A 19,533-nucleotide genomic window follows, 5' to 3' on the forward strand; every position below is an offset into this window, starting at 1 on the left:
AAATATTACGTTTATAGCCCCGATTTACCATTGCGCATCTGGCAACAGATCAGTTGGTTTTGGCAAGTAATATTAATGCTCTCACGATTCATTTCCCAAATATATATATAGTATACGGAAAAGGTAGCATTTAAATAAAAAAAACTGCGTTATGACAGTTTTATGAAGTTTTGAAATTAAACGCTGATGAGAGTACTTTCGCGTTTAATGATATCGGCGATACTTGTTTCGCTCAATATTTTAAGTGTGGCATCCCTTACGTCAACAAACACATCCCTTATGCCGCAAGTGCTTTCCTGGTGGCACTCATCACATTTGTGGTAAAAATTTAAGCTTGCGCAGGGTACCATGGCGATAGGTCCATCGGTGATACGCATAATACTTACCAGAAATATTTCTTTGGGGTCGCGGTTAAGGCTGTAGCCACCGCCAGCGCCTTTTTTACTATACAGAAATCCTGCATTGCGCAGATCAAGCAGTATTTGCTCAAGAAATTTCTTAGGGATCCGTTCAGTTTCGGCAATCTTCGAAATTTGCATAGGCGGCTGGTCCATGTTCTTGCCAAGAACCACAAGTGCCTTTATAGCGTACTTAGTTTTTTTTGAAAGCATTTTCTAAAATAAAACTCACAAAGTTAAAGAAAGATATCATCTAAATTAATTATTTTTTCGAGTAATATTATAGATTATATAGAAAGGATATTTTATACAGACATTGTTATATAAAAGTTACAATTGATGCCTGTCTGAATGGCCAAGACTTTTACCCGAATTTACCTTATCACGAACAGCCTGTTTTAACTCTTTAATCTCAGGGAAATGCCCATCGCGCTTGCGGTCAAACAGTGTTTCTTCATCAACGCTTATCGTATATCTACCACTTACTTCACTTGGTTTTAGGGTAACTCCGTTCACATCATCGGTAAAGGTAGTGAGCAACTCCTGCGCCATGTAAGCGGCGCGCATCATCCAGTTGCATTTAGGGCAATATTCAATAGTTATGGTTGGCTTCATGTGGTTGTTATTGGTTTTTTTACTACAATAAATCTTTCCTCGGTATGGGTACTTAAAACGTTAAGTTCATTTCCCACCGAAATTATGCCGGTATTTTCATGCACCAGGTTTTGTCCGAACATAATTTTATTGTTTTTCATGCGGTACGAGGCCAGGGTTTTTAGAGGCTCCTTAGCTTTTACAGCAGTTTGCTGATCAATAGTTGTAAGCACACAGCGGGCACAAAGTTTTGCGCCGTAAAAGGTAATGCCTGCTATATCAATCTCATTCATCAGGTCTTCGCAGTAAGCTTCCCCACCGGTGAAGACGATATTGGGGCGAAAACGGTTCATTGGCAATGGCAACATCATCCGTTTGTTAAGATCATCAAGCGAAGCCTGCCCGATGAGCAGGAAAGGATAGGCATCGGCAAATGAAGTAATCACTCCGGGTTTGGCATAACGCTGGTCAACCTCGCGTTCGCTGTCATCGGGCATGTAAATCAGCCTGCATTTCATATTAAGGGTTTTGCTAAACCATTGGTCAAACTCTTCGCTTACATATTGTCCAAAGCAGGTGTCGTCCCAAACGGCAAACTGTTGCAAAGGTTTTCTTTCGCAATTAAAAGGAATTAATAACGATCCGCTTGAATGATGGTGCACAGTTATCCCATCAGGCTCTACCATTACTTTTATTAAAGCCATCTGCGGAAACTCGCGCTGTGTTATAAAGTGCCCATGTTCATTAACCAGCATCCAGCGCCGGTCATGTTCTAAACCGCGACTGGTAACCACAGCGCTTTGTACAGCAATGCCACCTAATGATTTTATTGGGTAGATATATAATTCGCTTACCTGGAGCATGGCGTAAAAATAATAAAAGAACCTTGATTTTTAGGATTAGCGGATTTCATGAAGTCTGAATAAAACTTACTATCAAGGTAATCCATCAATCCCATAAATTATGGTTCATACTTTTCTTCACAATCGATTGCTATATCAATTTTTAATTAATATACTTGTTTTATCCAATCTCAAAACCAATTTTAAAACATATGCCATTAACTAATGTAAACGGCAAAGCCAAGGCTAATAATACTTATGACGCTATTGTAATAGGCTCGGGTATCAGCGGTGGCTGGGCGGCAAAGGAGTTATCAGAACTGGGTTTAAAAACCATTATGCTTGAACGGGGCCGAAACTTTGAACATATCAAAGATTATAAGAGCGCCAGCCAGAATCCCTGGGACCTTCATCATGCCGGAAAGCCAACTCAGGCGCAGCGTAAGCAGCGCCCGGTGATATCACGTAATTGGGGCGCTACAGAACCCATTATGGATTATTGGACAGATGAACAGGCTGCGCCGTACACCGAGATCAAACCCTTTAATTGGTGGCGTTCATACCAGCTTGGTGGCCGCTCCATTTTATGGGGAAGGCAAAGTTACCGCTGGAGCGATTTTGATTTTGAGGCTAACGCTAAAGATGGCTGGGCTATAGATTGGCCTATCCGCTATAAAGACCTTGCTCCATGGTATGATCATGTAGAGAAGTTTGCAGGCATCAGCGGTTCATTAGAGGGCTTACCACAACTGCCTGATGGTCATTATTTACCACCAATGGACATGAACGTGGTGGAAAAGGATGTCGCCGCGCGCATCAAGAAAAATTACAACGGCAGCAGGCATATGATTATTGGTCGCTCGGCTAATTTAACAGCCGCCATTCCGGGGCGCACGGCATGCCAGTTCAGAAACCGGTGCTGGGAAGGTTGTCCGTTTGGCGGCTACTTCAGTACTCAATCGTCGACATTGCCCGCTGCTTTGGCTACCGGTAATTTAACGGTGAGGCCTTACTCTATCGTTACTAAAATATTGTATGATAAGGACACAAAAAAGGCCAAAGGGGTAGAGGTGCTTGATGCCGAAACCAATCAAACCTATGAATATTATTCAAAAATAGTTTTTGTCAACGCGTCGGCACTTAATAGCGCCTGGGTTTTGATGAACTCTGCTACAGACATCTGGCCCGATGGCTTAGGAAGCAGTAGCGGCGAGCTTGGTCATAACATTATGGATCATCATTATAATCTTGGTGCAAGCGGACTGGTTGATGGTTTTGAAGATAAATATTATTACGGCCGCCGCGCTAATGGCATTTATGTAGTCCGGTTTGCCAACCTGTTTGGCGATAAACGCGATTACCTGCGCGGCTTCGGTTACCAGGGTGCTGCAAGCCGCCAGGGCTGGAACCGTGAAATTGCCGAATACAATATTGGGGCCCAATATAAGGATGCGCTTACCGAACCCGGTCCATGGACAATTGGTATTGGCGGTTTTGGTGAATTGCTGCCTTATCACGAAAACAAAATCACTCTTGATAAAACCCGCAAGGACAAATGGGGGCTACCAATATTAGCGATGGACGCTGAGATAAAGGAAAACGAAAAGAAAATGCGTATTGATATTGTGCGGGAAGCCAAAGCCATGCTAGAAAGTGCTGGTGTAAAGAACATCGAAACGCATGACCGCGGCCATAATGTTGGTGATGGCATCCATGAAATGGGTACCGCAAGGATGGGGCGTGATCCTAAAACTTCGGTGCTTAACGGCAACAACCAGGTATGGGATGCCAAAAATGTTTTTGTTACCGATGGCGCTGCCATGACTTCGTCCGCATGTCAAAACCCTTCGTTAACTTATATGGCTATGACGGCCCGCGCTGCTCATTTCGCCGTAGATGAATTAAAAAAAGGAAATTTATAGGTTGGTGATTAGTGAGTGGTTGATTAGGTGAATTGTTCAGTTCTATTTTCCCCAAAGGCCAACCACTCACTCAATCAACCCAATCAACCATTCACCAAACAATAACCACTCACATAATCAACCAGTCACCAACCATGAAAAAACTACTAACCATTTGCCTACTAATAGGCGCATCTATTACCCAAGTACTTGCTAAAGATAAAGTACTTGTATTTTGTAAAACGGCTGGCTTTCATCATAACTCAATAGCGGTAGGTGTACCTGCTATTATGAAATTAGGTCAGGAGAATAATTTTGATGTGGATAGCACCACCAATGCTGCAAAGTTTACTATTGATAACCTAAAGCAGTATAAGGCTGTGATATTTTTAAGTACCACTGGTGATGTTTTGAATGATACCCAGCAGGCTGCTTTTGAGCAATACATTAAAACGGGCGGTGGCTTTGTTGGTGTACATGCCGCAACCGATACAGAATATGACTGGCCATGGTATGGCAAATTGGTAGGTGCCTATTTCAAAAGTCATCCAAAGCAGCAAGAGGCTACTTTAGATGTATTCGATCGTAATTTTATAGCTACCAAACACCTTCCTGAAACCTGGAAACGCTGGGACGAATGGTACAACTACAAATGGATAGGTGATGACCTGCATGTGCTAATTAAAATTGATGAAAAAAGCTATACCGGCGGCGAAAACGGCGACAATCATCCGATGGCATGGTACCATAACTTCGATGGAGGCAGGGCTTTTTATACAGAGCTTGGACACACTGATGAATCATATGCTGATCCGTTATATTTAAATCATCTGTTAGGTGGCATTAAGTATGCGATGGGGCGGAAAAACTGAACCATGATTTTTAGGATTTGGAAATTAACAGAATTAAAAAGCCTTGCAACGTTTCAACATTGCAAGGCTTTTTAATGTGAGTGTTCTGAAAATTCTTTAATTCTGAAAATTCTGATTCAGACAATTATGCATGCTGTATCGCTTCAACAAGCGCCTTATTGTGTTTGTATCTGAATACGAACGGGAAGATAATAGCGATTACCAAAGCATAACCGGCAAATGTAAGCCAGATGCCGTGCCAGTCTTTTCCTCCACCAGGCAGCAGGAAGAAATGATCGATAATGAGGCCACTCGCAATGCTTCCAAAAAAAGCCCCGAAGCCGTTTACCATCATCATAAAAAGGCCTTGTGCACTCGCCCTGATATCGGGAGTGGCTTGCGTTTCAACAAACAGTGAGCCTGATATGTTAAAGAAGTCGAAAGCCATGCCATAAACAATGCATGATAAAACAATCATCCATAAACCGCCTGCGGGGTCGCCAAAGGCGAAAAGGCCAAAACGTAGTACCCAGGCCAGCATACTGAACAGCATCACATATTTGATGCCGAATTTACGCAGGAAAAACGGGATCAATAAGATGAAGAATGTTTCGGAGAACTGGGATATCGACATGATGATAGCTGGGTATTTTACGCCTACAGAATCTTTATAAATAGCTATATTTTTAAAATCCTGTATAAAGGTATCGCCATAAGCATTGGTAAGTTGCAATGCTGCCCCCAAAAGCATTGAAAAGGCGAAGAAAATAGCAAACTTCGGGTCTTTGAACAGTTTAAAGGCGTTTAACCCCAATGAGTCGACAAACGATTTGTTGTTTGCCTTAGCGGAAAGCGGAGGGCATTTGGGAAGACTGAATGAATATAGTCCGAGCGCTAGTGCTACTGCTGATGCTATATAAAACTGGTTAGGCGATGTTTCATTATGGGTAAGGCTCACTGTCCATAAGGCAGCGATAAAGCCGATAGTTCCCCAGATGCGAATAGGAGGATAGTCTTTAACTACATCTTTGTTGCTGCTTTTTAATGCCGAATATGCTACAGTTATCGAAAGCGAAAGGGTTGGCATATAAAAGATCATATTGATGAGTATTACCCAAAAAAATGCAGAAGGGCTGGTAATTAAAGGCAGGGTAAATAATGATGCTGCACCAAATATGTGCATGATGCCATATAGTTTTTCAGCGTTAATAAACCTATCAGCTATAATACCGGTAAGGGCTGGCATAAATATAGCCGAAATACCCATGGTGCTAAAAATAGCCCCAAACTGAGCGCCCGACCAATGTTTGTCCTGAAACCAATATGCACCAATGGTAAGCAACCAGGCCCCCCAGATAAAAAATTGCATAAAATTCATCAGTATTAAGCGGAACTTAATATTCATATGGGTACCCGGTTTAAATAAAATTTAGTCAGTGTTAAATTAAAAGCGGAAAGTAGTGAAATAAATGTGAATCAGAAAGCTACAAGTGTAGAAATTACGATTGTTAAACAGAAACCCAGGGGCTGAGTTTCTGTTATATTATATGCAATAAATTATCTTTTGGCAAATCCGAAATCGAAAATCCGGATTCCGAAATTATTAGGATGCTTTACGTTTATTCAGTTCGTCGCGGATCTTCGCCGCTTTTTCGTACGATTCTTCGGCAAGGGCTTCCTGTAGTTTGGTTTTGAGCTCTTCGGTACTGATAGAAGCGTAACCGCTAACCGATGCGCTAACCGATTTCTCCTCAGGTGCTTCGTTGATATTTTCTAAATACACGAAGTCATTACCTTCAATAACAATGCCCGCTGTTGAAAGGATAAATTCATATGTGAAGATAGGGCAGTCAAAACGTACGGCTACAGCGATGGCGTCAGAAGTGCGGGCATCTATTTCTACAGAACGCTTTCCGTCACTGCAAACCAGCTTGGCGTAAAAAATGCCATCAACAAGATTGTAGATAATTACTTCCTGAACTTCAATTTGATAAGCCTGGGCAAAGCTCTTGAACAAATCATGCGTAAGCGGGCGGCTTGGGGTCATCTTTTCTATTTCGATGGCAATTGCCTGGGCTTCAAAGCTTCCGATGATAATAGGCAAACGACGACGGCCGCTAACCTCGCCCAAAACAAGTGCGTACGCGCCGGATTGAGTTTGACTGTATGATAAGCCGACAATATCAAGCTTTATTTTTTTCATGTTATTCCCCATCACACCTGTATTTATGCTGAAGCTTTATATTCTTTAACGGCTGCAATTAATTTAGGGAGTACTTCAAACGCGTCGCCAACAATCCCGTAATCCGCTACCTTAAAAAACGGCGCTTCAGGATCTTTGTTTATTACGACGATAACTTTTGATGAACTTACCCCGGCCAGGTGTTGAATAGCACCTGAAATGCCGACTGCAATATACAAATTTGGACTGACAGCTATGCCGGTTTGACCAACGTGTTCGCTATGGGGTCTCCAGCCAGCATCTGATACCGGTTTTGAGCAGGCAGTAGCAGCACCTAAAAGCTCGGCAAGCTCTTCTATCATGCCCCAGTTTTCCGGGCCTTTTAAACCGCGACCGCCCGAAACAACAATTTCAGCATCAGGCAATGAAACTTTATCAGTTGAGCGAACGATTTCTTTAATCATGGCTTTAAAGTCGGATGCTTTAGGTTCAACATTAAAGTCCTCAACCTGAGCGGTGCCACCTGTTTCAACTACTTTGTAAGAGTTGGGTACAAGCGCAATAACTTTAATAGCCGACGTAAGCTCAACCGTAGCAAAAGCTTTCCCCGAAAAGGCGGTTTTCTTTACCTTAAAAGAGCCTCCTGCCTGTTCCGGTAAGGCAACCGCTCCATCAGCTACGCCTGCTTCCAGTTTTACGCCAACCCTTGGCGCCAATCCTCGGCCCGAAAAAGTATTTGATAATACTACAACTGCCGAGCCTTCTTTTTTAGCAGCTTCAGCTATAACAGAGGCATAGGCCTGGTTTACAAAGTCCTTTAATTTATCTCCTGATACATTAAGTACCTTATCTGCGCCGTATTTACTTAATAAAGCTAATTCGGTTGCATCAACGTTGCCAATTGACACAGCAGTAACAGAAGTATTACTTTGATCGGCAATAGCACGGGCATAAGAAACAGCTTCAAAAATTGACTTTTTGAATTTGCCCCCGGCATTTTCCGCATATATTAAAACTGACATATTTATCTGTAAGTGATTTAGATCATAAATTAAATAACACGCGCTTCTGCATGCAGCAGTTCAACCAGTTTTGCAGTATCATCGGCAGGAACAAGTTTAACCTGGCCACGGGGGGCTGGTGTTTCATAACCGGTGATTTCTGAAAATGTTTTTACATCAACAGGTTCTGCAACAGCAAGCGGCTTAGTCCGTGCCGACATAATACCACGCATATTAGGGATTTTGGGTTCAGCCACACCCTCGGCAGTACCCGCCACAAATGGATAGGGTATGGTCAAAACTTCTTTACCGCCTTCTATTTCGCGTTCAACGGTTGCTTCGATGTCACCAGCATCTAATTTTTTGATAATGGATACCGATGGCAAATCAAGCAGTTCGCCCAGCATGCCTGCAACTTTTGAGCCGTTATAATCAATGGATTCGCGGCCGGTAAGGATGAGATCGAAGGGATTTGCTTTTACATATTGTGCAATTTGATAAGCTACATACCACGCATCGTGCGGTTTAGCGTTTATGCGCACAGCATCGGTAGCGCCAATGGCCAGGGCCTTGCGTATAGTGGCTTCGGTATTTGCCTCACCAACGTTTATTACAGTTACTGTGCCCTTACCGCCGTCGGTTAACTCAATGGCGCGCGCAAGTGCAATTTCATCATAAGGGTTAAGTATGAACTGTACCCCGTTTGTATTAAATTGCGTGTTATTATCAGTAAAAGTTATTTTTGTGGTGGTATCAGGAACATTACTTACACATACCAGAATCTTCATATCAATAGGTTTTTGCAAATTTAGTTAAAAAAGATAGAGTTTAAAATGGAGTTGAACAGATTGAATAAGCTGCTGGAATTTATAAAAAATGAACCGGATGACGAGTTTCTGAAGTATGCCCTTGCAACAGAATATCTGCGTCTGAATGAGACAGATAAGGCGCTTGCTTATTACGAAGATTTAGTGAATAACCATCCTGGCTACACCGGTACCTATTACCATTTAGGTAAGCTTTATGAAGCGTTGAACCGTAAAGATGATGCTATCAAAACCTACGAAAACGGCATGAAAGTAACCAAAGAAAAACGCGATAACCACGCTTTTTCTGAATTGCAAGCAGTATACAGGCAGGCAATGGGCTTTGAAGAAGATGACGACGATTATTAGTTTTTTGTTAATAGTTGATGGTTCATAGTTCATGGCTTTTTATTTTCCCTGATTAATTTTAAGATGAACTGTTTTAAACCATGAACTGAACCTCTTTAAAGAATGAAAAAACAGCAACTTATATTCCTTCGGGATGTGCTGATATATACCTTCACTGCTTTTGGCGGACCGCAAGCCCACATCGCCGTTTTACTGCGGGAATTTGTTGAGAAACGAAGATATATTACTGAAGATGAGTTGATGGAGCTTAATGCCTTATCGCAGGTTTTGCCGGGGCCTTCATCAACCCAAACACTGGTTGGGATAGCCTGGAAAGTAGGCGGGCTCAGGCTGGCCATCATTACATTTTTGATCTGGGTCCTTCCTTCGGCCACTATCATGTGCATGGCTGCCATAAGCTATAATATGTTTGCCAATAAGGCCAAATTTGCGCATGTGATCAGTTATGTACAACCCATAGCCGTTGGCATAGTTGCTTACGCCACTTATACGTTTGCCAATAAATTTCTGAAAACAAGGATCAGTACTATGCTGGCTATCGGCTCATTGATCGTTACACTGATCCTGCAAAATGCATATGCTTTCCCGATCCTGATATTGCTTGGCGGTATCATATCATCGGCTATGGAAACCCAGCAGCATGAAAACGAATTAAGGGTAAAGTTATATTCAAATGTAAACCCTAATAAGGTTGCTTATTTTATTGGTATCTTGCTTTTCTTTGCGGCTTTGGGTGCTGTTGTAAATCAAACATCGCCATTCAGCCTGCCTATCCGTTTATTCGAAAACTTTTACCGTAATGGGATTTTAATTTTTGGAGGAGGGCAGGTGCTTGTGCCGCTCATGTATACCGAATTTGTTGAGGTTAAACATTATCTGGGCAGGTCGGAGTTTTTGTCGGGATATGCCCTGCAGCAGGCTTTGCCCGGACCCACATTTTCGTTTACATCTTTTTTGGGTGGCATAACACTTGGCAATAAAGGCTATAACATTTGGGGACAAATAATTGGCAGCCTCGTTGCTGTTATTGGCATCAATACCCCCGGGCTTATCCTTATTCTTTTTATCGTGCCTTTCTGGGAGGATCTTAAAAAAATCACCAGGATAAAGAACTCATTGAGCGGGATAAATGCCGTAGCTGTAGGTTTTATGGCGACAGCGTTGATTTTACTGGTAAAGCCTTTTGGTTTAAACTGGTCAGCCTACGCATTGATGATAGGTACGTTCCTGGTGCTGCATTTTACCAAAATAAAAACACCGATAGTGATTATTATCGGTGTGGTTTTGGGAATGATATTTTGATTTGGGATTCCGGATTTTCGATTTCGGAATTTTGCATTTAATAAATCCGAAATCGAAAGTCCAAATTCGAAATTGAATTAAAACGGTGCTTCGTCATCCATGTCGTCCATTCTTGAAGGGCGAATGATGAAGTTACTCTGCTTTTCAAAATCCTGTGAAGGAGCAAGGCCCGCGAAAGCATTACCCGTAGGTGGAGGGAAGCCGTCCATACCTTCTTCAAGGTTAGCAAATTTCACATATTTACCAACAAATTTCAATCGTACAGTACCTGTTTCACCGTTACGGTGTTTGGCTATAATAACCTCGCCTACACCCTGGGTTGGGTTACCGTCTTCATCTTCCGTTAATCCGTAATATTCAGGACGATATAGGAACAATACCATGTCGGCATCCTGCTCAATAGCGCCAGATTCACGTAAGTCTGAAAGCATTGGCCTCTTAGAGTTACCCGGCCTGCTCTCTACCGCACGACTTAACTGAGATAATGCAATTACCGGTACACTGAGCTCCTTGGCAACTGATTTTAATGCACGTGAAATACTGCTGATTTCCTGCTCACGGTTACCACCACCACCTTTGCCCTCGGCCTTGCCATGCATCAGCTGTAAGTAGTCGATGATGATTAACTGGATGTCATACTGGGATTTTAAACGGCGACATTTTGCCCGGAACTCAAAGATGTTTAGCGCAGGAGTATCATCAATGATGAATGTAGCTTTCTCAAGTCTGCCAATTTTGGAGTGTACCTGTTGCCATTCCCATTCTTCAAGTGTACCCTTACGTATTTTTTCCTGCTCAATTTCCGCTTCGCCGGCAATCAAACGGTTAACCAACTGTACGGATGACATCTCCAGCGAAAATACTACCACTGGCTTGTCAAAGTCAACGGCGGCATTGCGGGCGCAACTTAACACGAAAGCTGTTTTACCCATAGCCGGACGGGCAGCGATAATAACCAGATCGGATTTTTGCCAGCCCGAAGTCATCCGGTCGAGGCCAGTAAAGCCCGAAGCAACGCCCGTTAAGCCATCTTTTTTATCTTTCAGGGCCTCAATATCCCGTAATGCTTCGTGAACGAGGTCGTCCATGTTGCGGGCATCACGGCGTAGGTTGCTTTGTGCAATTTCAAACAGGTTTTTTTCGGCCATATCCAGCAGGTCAAATACATCGCTGGTATCTTCATAAGCGGCGTTGATCACTTCGGTAGAGATCCGGATCAGTTCGCGCTGGATAAATTTCTGGATAATGATACGTGAGTGGAACTCGATATTGGCAGCGGAAGCAACACGGCTGGTAAGTTCTGTGATGTAGTAGGCACCACCAACCATTTCAAGCTCGCCTAATCTGCGTAACTCGGCCGTAACTGTAAGAATATCTACAGGTTGTGTTTTTTCAAACAGTATTTTAATGGCAGAAAATATCTTCTGATGATTAGTTTGATAAAAAACTTCGGGTTTTAAAACATCTATAACTGACGAAAGGGCATCCTTCTCCAGCATAAGGGCGCCTAAAACTGCCTCTTCCAAATCGGTAGCCTGAGGCTGCAATTTGCCACCTGCAATAAAGGGAGTTGGATTGGGAACTCGGCTGCGTCGCTCAAAAGTATTCGGCTTGTTATACTGGTTGTTATTCTCAAAACTCATAAGGGTACAAAAATATACAAAAAATGTTGCGACGGGCAAAGGAAACACCTAACATAGTGTATCGGCATTTTAAAATAATCATACACAGGGCAATAAATTAAAGCTTTTTAATAAACATCGGAGTGTTGATAACTTTTTAACGAAATATGGATAGGTTGATTTTCAGGTAATTGAACCGATGTTAATAAAGTTTTGGAATGTTGATAGCAATTGCACTCAAAGGCTGTTAAACCCAAAAGGGTTATCAGTTCAATAACGGCTTAATCAATTAATATAGCTACTTTTGCCAAAATTCAAATCATAAAATGGCATTTAATTCAAGGCCTCAGCGCGAAAGCAATCAAATGGTTTTTGGGATCAGGGCGGTAGTAGAAGCTATCCGTTCGGGCAAAGAGATCGAGGCATTATTTATACAACGAGGTATAGGCGGCGGTCTTATTCAGGAGCTTAAAGAGTTGATGAACGAGTATCAGATAACCGCACAACAGGTTCCCGTTGAAAAACTCAACCGCATTACACAAAAAAATCATCAGGGGGTCATAGCCGTGATCTCGCCCATTGTTTATCAAAAAATAGAAAACATCATACCCGATGTATTTGAAAAAGGGGAGACACCGTTGATTTTGGTTTTAGATAGCATTACCGACGTGAGGAACATGGGCGCAATTGCCCGGACTGCCGAATGTGCAGGCGTGCACGCTATTGTAATTCCGGCAAAAGGCTCAGCGCAGATCAACCCTGATGCTATTAAGACATCGGCTGGCGCGTTATATAAAATTCCGGTTTGCAGGCATGATAACTTTATGCAAACTGTGCGCTTTTTGCAGGAATCTGGCTTGCAGTTGGTTTGTTGTACTGAAAAAACTCAGGATGATATTTATAAACCTGATTATACCGTACCAACGGCTATCGTTATGGGTTCGGAGGAGGATGGGATCCGTAACGAGATCATCCGCATTTCAGATCATTTGGCAAAAATCCCCATGTTTGGAGAAATTGAATCTTTAAACGTGTCGGTGTCAACGGGGGTGATTTTGTATGAAGCGATAAGGCAGAGAACCCCCCCCGCCCCCTAAAGGGGGTGCTTACTTATGGCAAGCTTTCAATATTGTTAAACAAGAAAAGCTTTGCACCGGCAAAGCTTTTCTTGTTTATATATCTTTATCATTGGTACTCCCCTTTAGGGGCAGGGGGGTTAAATATACTTCGCTCCAAACTTATTTTTCACATCAGTCACAACCTGCTTGATATTTTGTTCCTGATCACGCGGGCAAATAAGCAGCGAATTGTTTGATTCTACAACAATATAATCATGCAGGCCCTGTAGTATTACCAGTTTTTCGCCTGGTACGTTTACCATACAGTTTGATGAATCATACATGATCACTTTTTCGGCAGGGATAACGGCATTGCCTACATAATCTTTTTCGGCCAGGTCATATATCGATGCCCATGTGCCCAGATCACTCCAGCCAAAATCCGAAGGTAGTACATATACATTATCTGCCTTTTCCATAATACCGTAGTCTATCGAGATATTGACGCATTGCTGATATGCCTTATGGACATAAGTTTTTTCATCGTCAGAGTTGTAAACAGGTCTTGCATCAGCAAATATTTCGTGCATTTCGGGCAAGTGCTGGCCAAATGCTTTAACAATAGCTTTGGCCGACCAAACAAAAATACCGGCATTCCATAAAAAATCGCCGCTTTGAATAAATGTCTTTGCTATTTCAAGCGTTGGTTTTTCAGTAAAGGTTTTTACTTTATGAAACTCGTCGTTAATAACATTATCGGTATATTGGATGTATCCATAACCGGTATCTGGTCTTGACGGTTTAATACCCAGGGTTATCAGGTAATCGTTTGAAGCCGCGGTTTGCAATGATTTTTCAATGGCGGTAACAAAAGCCTCTTCATCCAATATCTGCTGATCAGAAGGGGCCACAACAATGGCAGCGTCGGGATTAAGGCTTTCAATTTTGAAACAGCCGTAGGCTATGCAGGGAGCCGTGTTACGCATTACGGGTTCGGTAAGGATCTGTTGATCCCCCAAATCCGGCAGCTGTTGTTTTACCAGTTTGGTATAGTTTTCGTTAGTAACAATATATATATTTTCTTTTGGGCAAACTTTCAGGAAACGTTCGTAGGTGTTTTGAATTAAGGTTTTACCGGTACCAAGTATGTCGATAAACTGTTTAGGGTGCGATGTACGGCTTATCGGCCAAAAGCGGCTTCCAATCCCTCCTGCCATAATTATCGCATAATAGTTTTTATCCATGAGAAAGTAGAGAATTTTAATTTGGTATATCAACTGTAAAAATGTGTAATAATTTGTTAATTATCGATTAAGTGCATCTAAATAATTTAACAGGGCGCTCAATCACAATTTGTCTGGTTCTTTAAATGAACAAGTAAAGAAATTGTTTTTCATCTAATCATCATTTTTACATAAAATTTAAAAGTAAATCCAACGTTTATTTAGAAAATTTTGTTACTTTAAACTTTTAAATACAATTTAAGAATTTGTTAAAATAATGATAGAAACAAAGAAATCGCTATTTGACAATCTCCAGAATTTTTTCGGGTTTGATAATTTTAAGGGGGAGCAGGAAGCGATAATAACCAATATCCTGGCCGGCAATGATACATTTGTTATTATGCCTACCGGGGGTGGCAAATCGATGTGTTATCAGTTACCGGCTTTAATGAGCGATGGTACGGCAATCGTAATTTCACCGCTGATAGCCCTGATGAAAAACCAGGTAGATCAGCTTAGGGCTTTCGGAGGATCAGATAGTATAGCCCACTTTTTAAATTCGTCACTTACAAAATCAGAGATAGCCAGGGTTAAAGAAGATGTGCTTGCAGGAAAAACCAAGTTGCTATATGTTGCGCCTGAGTCATTAACCAAGCAGGAAAATATCGATTTCTTACGTTTGAACCAAGTATCATTTGTTGCTGTAGATGAGGCCCACTGTATTTCGGAATGGGGGCACGATTTCAGGCCCGAATACCGCAAAATACGTCAGGTGATCAGCAATATCGGCGAAAACATTCCTATCATTGCTTTAACGGCGACGGCTACTCCTAAAGTTCAGCAGGATATTCAGAAAAACCTGCAGATGAACAATGCAACCGTATTTAAATCATCCTTTAACCGCGGTAACCTGTTTTATGAAGTGCGTGCCAAGCGCAATGTTATAAAAGAGATAGTAAAGTTTGTAAAACAAAATCAGGGCAAATCAGGCATTGTGTATTGCCTTAGCCGTAAAAAGGTTGAGGAAGTAGCCGAGGTGCTTAACCTTAATGGAGTAAAGGCACTGCCGTACCATGCCGGGCTTGATCCTAAAGTACGTGCCGAAACGCAAGACAAATTCTTGATGGAAGATGTTGACGTTATTGTGGCTACAATAGCGTTCGGTATGGGGATTGATAAACCAGATGTTCGTTACGTAATACACCATGATGTACCCAAAAGCATGGAAGGATACTACCAGGAAACAGGCAGAGCTGGTCGTGACGGCGGTGAAGGTGTTTGTGTAGCCTTTTATTCTGAAAAGGACATTGATAAGCTTCAGAAATTCATGAAAGATAAGCCTGTTTCGGAACGCGAAATAGGTACCCAGATACTTAAGGAAGTTATTGACTACTGCGAATCATCGGTTTGCAGGCGTAAGCAGCTGTTACATTATTTTGGCGAAAACTTTAATGAAGCCGGCTGTAATAACATGTGCGATAATTGCTGCACGCATAAAGAGCATTTTGATGGCGAGGAACACCTGCACAGGGCGTTAAGTTTAATCAAGCATATTGGTGAGAAGTTTGACGATCATCATATCATCAGCATATTAATGGGCGAGGAAAATGCGCAGATTAAAAACTATGAACACGACCAGCTTGATTATTATGGTGCGGGCAAAGATTTGGGCAAAAATCTTTGGAATTCGCTTTTAAGGCAGGCTTTGCTCAATAACTATATTTCAAAAGATATTGATCAATACGGGCTTTTAAGGCTTACCAAAAGTGGAAATGCTTTTATTGACAATCCGCATAGTATCCGGTTTGTTTTAAACAAAATCATGGAGGCTACCGATGATGATAGTGACGATGATGGTCCAAAACAAAGCGGGGGGGCGCTTGATACGCAATTGCTGCAAATGCTTAAAGAGCTGCGCAAAAAGCTTGCAAAACAAAAGGGCTTGCCACCATTTGTGATATTCCAGGATCCATCTTTAGAGGAGATGTGTACACACTATCCTGTTAATACAGAAGAGCTTAAACAAATTTCAGGTGTAGGTGCAGGCAAGGCGTTGAAATTTGGTAAACCTTTTACCGATTTGATCCAGAAATATGTAGAAGATAATGATATTGACAGGCCGATTGACATGGTGATTAAAAGCGCAGCCAATAAATCAGCCCTTAAGGTATTCATTATTCAAAATATCGACAGGCATTTAAATCTTGACGATATAGCCGCTTCAAAAGGTCTTACATATGAAGAGATTCTGAAAGAAGTTGAAACTATTGTTAACTCCGGAACTAAACTTAACCTCAACTATTATATTGACGAAGTTATTGATGAGGATAAGCAGGAAGAAGTGTTTGATTATTTCCGTACTGCCGAAGCCGATTCAATTGATGAAGCTTTAGCCGAACTGGGCAGCGACGATTACACCCGTGAAGAGGTACAGTTAATGCGCATTAAGTTCATGTCGGAATTAGGAAACTAAGAGAGGATATTGCTTAAAATATTGAAGCCTTCAGATTAAATTCTGAAGGCTTTTTACTTTCTGATCTTCTTCAATTAAAAGGCCCGGAATTTGCATTTATGTAGCCCGGTTGCTTTACTTTAAGCAACCCGTAAGTACAAGTATTAGTCTATTAACTTTAGGCCTTGCGCGTTCTGCTTTTAGCTTTTAAAGCTTACTTAGTAATGATCATAAACTCTGTACGCCTGTTTTTTGCCCTGTCTTCTTCGCTTGTGTTTGGCGCTATGGGCTGTGTTTCGGCGTAACCTTTGTAAACAAGCCGGGCAGGAGCAATACCATGTGATACAAGATACTGATAAACGGATTTCGCCCTGTTTTCAGATAGTACCTGATTACTTTGGTGATTACCCACGTTATCAGTATGCCCCGAAATTTCGATTCGTACAGTTGGATTTACGCCTAAAAATTCAATAAGCTTAAGAAGCTCGGCTTTTGATTCCTTTTCAAGATCAAACTTATTGGTATCAAAAAAGATATTCTTGAGTATCACCTTATTCCCAACTTCAATAGGTGATAACAAAGCCACAATATTAAACGGGTTCTTGGTTTTGTAATTTTTGAGTGAAAAGTTTTCGGAATAAAACAGATATCCGCTTTTTGAAATATTAAGCGCATAGTTTTTGCCCGAAGTTAAAGTAGCTAAAAAATCGCCCTTCTCTTCGTCGCTGTAATCCTGGTAAACCGCTAAATTATTTTCGAGGTCAATAATTTCAATGGCGGCTTCCAGGGGTTGTTTGGTTTTTGCATCTTTCACAAAGCCTTTAACATAGGTCACTAAGCGAGGTCGTAACTTTACCGGTAGCTCAAATTTGTAAATATCATAGCCGCCGAAACCGTTTAAATTATTCGACGAAAAGAAAGCATAATCACCGGCGGCGGTTAACGATAAGCCGCTTTCATCACCACTGGTATTAATAGGATATCCGAGGTTTTCGGGCTTTCGCCATTTGCCATCCTGGCCTAAGCGGCTAACAAATAGGTCTTTACTTCCTAAGCCGGGCCATCCGTCACTGCTGAAGTAAAGTGTACTATCGTCCGGATGTATAAATGGTGATTGTTCATTATACGGGGTGTTAACATTAGGGCCAAGGTTTTCCGGCTCGCCCCAGCCTTTTTCGCCTAATGTACTTTTCCATATATCATAACCGCCATAGCCCCCTTTGCGGTTACTTACAAAGTAAAGCGTGCGCCCGTCGAAGTTTATAGAGGGTTGAGACTCCCAGCCGGAAGTGTTTACCGGTGGGTTAAGGTCAACAGGTTTTACCCAGTCGTTGCCCTTTCTTTGAGCTATATAGATATCACACCGGCCTAATCCATCCGGACGGTTACAGCCGGTAAAAAACAGGTATTTACCATCCTGCGAAATGGATTGTGCGCCTTCATTATATTTTTCTGTGTTAATCTGGTTGCTTAGATAGGTGGCGGTAGTCCATTTACCATTTACCATTTCACTTTTATAAAAGTCTTCGTTGTTGTTGATCTTCCGGGTAAATATCAGTGTACTTTCATCGGCTGTAGCAACTGGCAGGTACTCATCGTTAGCTGTATTTATCTCGGGGCCGATATTTATTGGCTTAAAGGGTACAGGGTGTGATATAGCCTGTATACTGAATTTGGCATCGGCGAGCATCTTTTTTGCATAGGTAATGTTGTCAGGAGTCAAGTCGGGATAGGTAAGGTATTTTTCGAGATGCAGCTGGGCCTGCGCATAGCTTGCATCATGAATTTCCATTTCTCCGGCCTTAAGATATGCACCGCGATTAAATTCAGGGCTTAATGCAATGACTTTTTCATACTCTTCTACAGCGGGTTTATACATCCGTTTCATCCGGTATAAATCGGCAAGCAGGAGGTGGGCTTCTATGAATTTCGGATCCTGACCAATGGCCTTTAATGAGTTTTGAATGGCTTCATCATAAAGGTGCTGATCAAGATTTTGGTAAGCAGAAGCGAAGAATTTTATAGCTTCTTTATTGGATGACGAATATCGGGCAGGCTGCTGGGCACAAAGCAAAGCAGGTACACACAATGCAAGCACCAATAAAACTGCAATCTTCATTTTAACTTAGGATAATTAATATCGTAAGTTAAAAAAATTATGGAATATTCAGATACTTATGAGTTTGTAATGAAATTTCCCATTGTGGGTTTTCTTTCACATAGTCAACAATAAGTGGTGTCATCTCCTTTGATTTTGACCATTCGGGCTGTAAATAGAGCTTACAGTCGGGCGATACCATTTTGGCGTGATATTCGGCCCATTCAAAGTCAGATTTATTGAACACGATTACTTTTAATTCATGGGCGCATTCAGCAACATGTGGCGTTGGTGCCTTGAACTTTTTAGGGGAAAGACAAATCCAATCCCAATCGCCCGAAAGCGGGTAAGCACCTGAGGTTTCAATAAAAGTTTTTATCCCTTTTTCGTGAAGTTGGTGGGTTAAATAGTCGAGATTGTATATAAGAGGCTCGCCACCGGTTACTACAACAGCCTTTGCCGGATGAAGGGCAGCATTACTTACAATGGTATCGGCAGCAGTGAGTGCATGCAACTCGGCATCCCAGCTTTCTTTAACATCGCACCAATGGCAACCTACATCGCAGCCACCGAGACGAATAAAATATGCGGCTTTACCCGTGTTATATCCCTCGCCCTGTATCGTATAAAACTCCTCCATTAAAGGAAGCAGCGTGCCATCGTCTGGTATTTGGTGTGCCATAGTTATTTAAGGGTGCAAAGGTACTGAAAGATAGGCGAAAGCTAAAAGATGAAAGCTAAAAGGTTACACTAATATGGAAGTATCTTTTAAGGTGAAAGGTAAAAGGCCAAAGGTTAAAGGTTTTTCCTTTCATCAATTATGCACTACGCTAT

Annotated in this window: 17 protein-coding genes; 6 read left to right on the forward strand and 11 right to left on the reverse strand. The window is 41.9% G+C overall.

Annotated elements, in window-relative coordinates; genetic code table 11:
- Nucleotides 1-176: 176 nt before the first annotated feature.
- From ACEN9X_RS25400 to ACEN9X_RS25410, 3 genes are all read right to left on the reverse strand, one after another.
- Nucleotides 177-611 (reverse strand): RrF2 family transcriptional regulator, encoded by a 435-nt coding sequence (locus ACEN9X_RS25400; RefSeq protein ID WP_413667794.1) that lies wholly within the window; start codon nucleotides 609-611, stop codon nucleotides 177-179.
- A gap of 117 nt (nucleotides 612-728) precedes the next feature.
- Nucleotides 729-1,013, reverse strand: coding sequence for a SelT/SelW/SelH family protein (locus tag ACEN9X_RS25405; RefSeq protein WP_413667795.1), 285 nt, complete (start codon nucleotides 1,011-1,013; stop codon nucleotides 729-731).
- Nucleotides 1,010-1,855, reverse strand: coding sequence for an MOSC domain-containing protein (locus ACEN9X_RS25410; RefSeq protein ID WP_413667796.1), 846 nt, complete (start codon nucleotides 1,853-1,855; stop codon nucleotides 1,010-1,012). The genes ACEN9X_RS25405 and ACEN9X_RS25410 overlap by 4 nt, the downstream gene beginning before the upstream one ends.
- A gap of 191 nt (nucleotides 1,856-2,046) precedes the next feature.
- Here ACEN9X_RS25410 and ACEN9X_RS25415 point away from each other — a divergent pair, with 191 nt between their 5' ends.
- Entirely contained in the window at nucleotides 2,047-3,756 is a 1,710-nt protein-coding gene (locus tag ACEN9X_RS25415; RefSeq protein ID WP_413667797.1) for a GMC oxidoreductase, read from the forward strand.
- 134 nt (nucleotides 3,757-3,890) lie between these two features.
- Nucleotides 3,891-4,607, forward strand: a complete 717-nt coding sequence (locus tag ACEN9X_RS25420) for a ThuA domain-containing protein (protein WP_413667798.1) — start codon at nucleotides 3,891-3,893, stop codon at nucleotides 4,605-4,607.
- Between the two features lie 124 nt (nucleotides 4,608-4,731).
- Here ACEN9X_RS25420 and ACEN9X_RS25425 read toward each other — a convergent pair whose 3' ends face one another.
- The 4 genes from ACEN9X_RS25425 to ACEN9X_RS25440 all read right to left on the reverse strand — a co-directional run bounded on the left by ACEN9X_RS25425 (nucleotide 4,732) and on the right by ACEN9X_RS25440 (nucleotide 8,557).
- A complete protein-coding gene (locus ACEN9X_RS25425) occupies nucleotides 4,732-5,991 on the reverse strand; it encodes a nucleoside permease (RefSeq protein ID WP_413667799.1) in 1,260 nt (419 codons plus the stop codon).
- 198 nt (nucleotides 5,992-6,189) lie between these two features.
- Nucleotides 6,190-6,789 carry a bifunctional nuclease family protein gene (locus ACEN9X_RS25430; protein WP_090526212.1) on the reverse strand — a complete coding sequence of 200 codons (600 nt, stop codon included), beginning with the start codon at nucleotides 6,787-6,789 and terminating at the stop codon, nucleotides 6,190-6,192.
- Nucleotides 6,790-6,812: 23 nt separating this feature from the next.
- Nucleotides 6,813-7,790 (reverse strand): electron transfer flavoprotein subunit alpha/FixB family protein, encoded by a 978-nt coding sequence (locus ACEN9X_RS25435; RefSeq protein WP_413667800.1) that lies wholly within the window; start codon nucleotides 7,788-7,790, stop codon nucleotides 6,813-6,815.
- A gap of 29 nt (nucleotides 7,791-7,819) precedes the next feature.
- Nucleotides 7,820-8,557, reverse strand: coding sequence for an electron transfer flavoprotein subunit beta/FixA family protein (locus ACEN9X_RS25440; RefSeq protein WP_413667801.1), 738 nt, complete (start codon nucleotides 8,555-8,557; stop codon nucleotides 7,820-7,822).
- A gap of 45 nt (nucleotides 8,558-8,602) precedes the next feature.
- Here ACEN9X_RS25440 and ACEN9X_RS25445 point away from each other — a divergent pair, with 45 nt between their 5' ends.
- Together ACEN9X_RS25445 and chrA are read left to right on the forward strand one after the other, a co-directional pair.
- Nucleotides 8,603-8,944, forward strand: a complete 342-nt coding sequence (locus ACEN9X_RS25445) for a tetratricopeptide repeat protein (protein WP_413667802.1) — start codon at nucleotides 8,603-8,605, stop codon at nucleotides 8,942-8,944.
- A 102-nt stretch (nucleotides 8,945-9,046) separates the two neighbouring features.
- Nucleotides 9,047-10,246 carry a chromate efflux transporter gene (chrA, locus tag ACEN9X_RS25450; protein ID WP_413667803.1) on the forward strand — a complete coding sequence of 400 codons (1,200 nt, stop codon included), beginning with the start codon at nucleotides 9,047-9,049 and terminating at the stop codon, nucleotides 10,244-10,246.
- Nucleotides 10,247-10,323: 77 nt separating this feature from the next.
- Here chrA and dnaB read toward each other — a convergent pair whose 3' ends face one another.
- Nucleotides 10,324-11,889, reverse strand: a complete 1,566-nt coding sequence (dnaB, locus tag ACEN9X_RS25455) for a replicative DNA helicase (protein WP_413667804.1) — start codon at nucleotides 11,887-11,889, stop codon at nucleotides 10,324-10,326.
- Between the two features lie 305 nt (nucleotides 11,890-12,194).
- Here dnaB and rlmB point away from each other — a divergent pair, with 305 nt between their 5' ends.
- Nucleotides 12,195-12,965 (forward strand): 23S rRNA (guanosine(2251)-2'-O)-methyltransferase RlmB, encoded by a 771-nt coding sequence (rlmB, locus tag ACEN9X_RS25460; protein ID WP_413667805.1) that lies wholly within the window; start codon nucleotides 12,195-12,197, stop codon nucleotides 12,963-12,965.
- A gap of 119 nt (nucleotides 12,966-13,084) precedes the next feature.
- On the opposite strand, the gene ACEN9X_RS25465 is transcribed toward rlmB, so the two are convergent.
- Nucleotides 13,085-14,170, reverse strand: a complete 1,086-nt coding sequence (locus ACEN9X_RS25465; protein WP_413667806.1) for a mannose-1-phosphate guanylyltransferase — start codon at nucleotides 14,168-14,170, stop codon at nucleotides 13,085-13,087.
- 259 nt (nucleotides 14,171-14,429) lie between these two features.
- On the opposite strand from ACEN9X_RS25465, the gene recQ reads away from it, so the two are divergent.
- Entirely contained in the window at nucleotides 14,430-16,622 is a 2,193-nt protein-coding gene (gene recQ, locus ACEN9X_RS25470; RefSeq protein WP_413671157.1) for a DNA helicase RecQ, read from the forward strand.
- Between the two features lie 193 nt (nucleotides 16,623-16,815).
- On the opposite strand, the gene ACEN9X_RS25475 is transcribed toward recQ, so the two are convergent.
- Nucleotides 16,816-18,720 carry an OmpA family protein gene (locus ACEN9X_RS25475; protein ID WP_413667807.1) on the reverse strand — a complete coding sequence of 635 codons (1,905 nt, stop codon included), beginning with the start codon at nucleotides 18,718-18,720 and terminating at the stop codon, nucleotides 16,816-16,818.
- A 37-nt stretch (nucleotides 18,721-18,757) separates the two neighbouring features.
- The gene (locus ACEN9X_RS25480) at nucleotides 18,758-19,381 is read right to left on the reverse strand and encodes a 7-carboxy-7-deazaguanine synthase QueE (RefSeq protein WP_413667808.1); all 624 of its coding nucleotides are present in this window, start codon (nucleotides 19,379-19,381) and stop codon (nucleotides 18,758-18,760) included.
- Nucleotides 19,382-19,533 lie beyond the last annotated feature (152 nt).

Source organism: Mucilaginibacter sp. Mucisp86, from assembly GCF_047324315.1.
In the GTDB taxonomy this organism is placed as follows: Bacteria; Bacteroidota; Bacteroidia; order Sphingobacteriales; family Sphingobacteriaceae; genus Mucilaginibacter.

Bases quoted from the DNA above. Each gene is read 5' to 3' on its own strand.
- ACEN9X_RS25405 (WP_413667795.1), bottom strand. From the start codon at position 1,013: ATGAAGCCAACCATAACTATTGAATATTGCCCTAAATGCAACTGGATG.
- dnaB (WP_413667804.1), bottom strand. From the start codon at position 11,889: ATGAGTTTTGAGAATAACAACCAGTATAACAAGCCGAATACTTTTGAG.
- ACEN9X_RS25465 (WP_413667806.1), bottom strand. From the start codon at position 14,170: ATGGATAAAAACTATTATGCGATAATTATGGCAGGAGGGATTGGAAGC.
- ACEN9X_RS25435 (WP_413667800.1), bottom strand. From the start codon at position 7,790: ATGTCAGTTTTAATATATGCGGAAAATGCCGGGGGCAAATTCAAAAAG.
- ACEN9X_RS25400 (WP_413667794.1), bottom strand. From the start codon at position 611: ATGCTTTCAAAAAAAACTAAGTACGCTATAAAGGCACTTGTGGTTCTT.
- ACEN9X_RS25445 (WP_413667802.1), top strand. From the start codon at position 8,603: ATGGAGTTGAACAGATTGAATAAGCTGCTGGAATTTATAAAAAATGAA.
- ACEN9X_RS25440 (WP_413667801.1), bottom strand. From the start codon at position 8,557: ATGAAGATTCTGGTATGTGTAAGTAATGTTCCTGATACCACCACAAAA.
- ACEN9X_RS25420 (WP_413667798.1), top strand. From the start codon at position 3,891: ATGAAAAAACTACTAACCATTTGCCTACTAATAGGCGCATCTATTACC.
- rlmB (WP_413667805.1), top strand. From the start codon at position 12,195: ATGGCATTTAATTCAAGGCCTCAGCGCGAAAGCAATCAAATGGTTTTT.
- ACEN9X_RS25415 (WP_413667797.1), top strand. From the start codon at position 2,047: ATGCCATTAACTAATGTAAACGGCAAAGCCAAGGCTAATAATACTTAT.
- ACEN9X_RS25430 (WP_090526212.1), bottom strand. From the start codon at position 6,789: ATGAAAAAAATAAAGCTTGATATTGTCGGCTTATCATACAGTCAAACT.
- chrA (WP_413667803.1), top strand. From the start codon at position 9,047: ATGAAAAAACAGCAACTTATATTCCTTCGGGATGTGCTGATATATACC.
- ACEN9X_RS25425 (WP_413667799.1), bottom strand. From the start codon at position 5,991: ATGAATATTAAGTTCCGCTTAATACTGATGAATTTTATGCAATTTTTT.
- ACEN9X_RS25410 (WP_413667796.1), bottom strand. From the start codon at position 1,855: ATGCTCCAGGTAAGCGAATTATATATCTACCCAATAAAATCATTAGGT.
- ACEN9X_RS25480 (WP_413667808.1), bottom strand. From the start codon at position 19,381: ATGGCACACCAAATACCAGACGATGGCACGCTGCTTCCTTTAATGGAG.
- ACEN9X_RS25475 (WP_413667807.1), bottom strand. From the start codon at position 18,720: ATGAAGATTGCAGTTTTATTGGTGCTTGCATTGTGTGTACCTGCTTTG.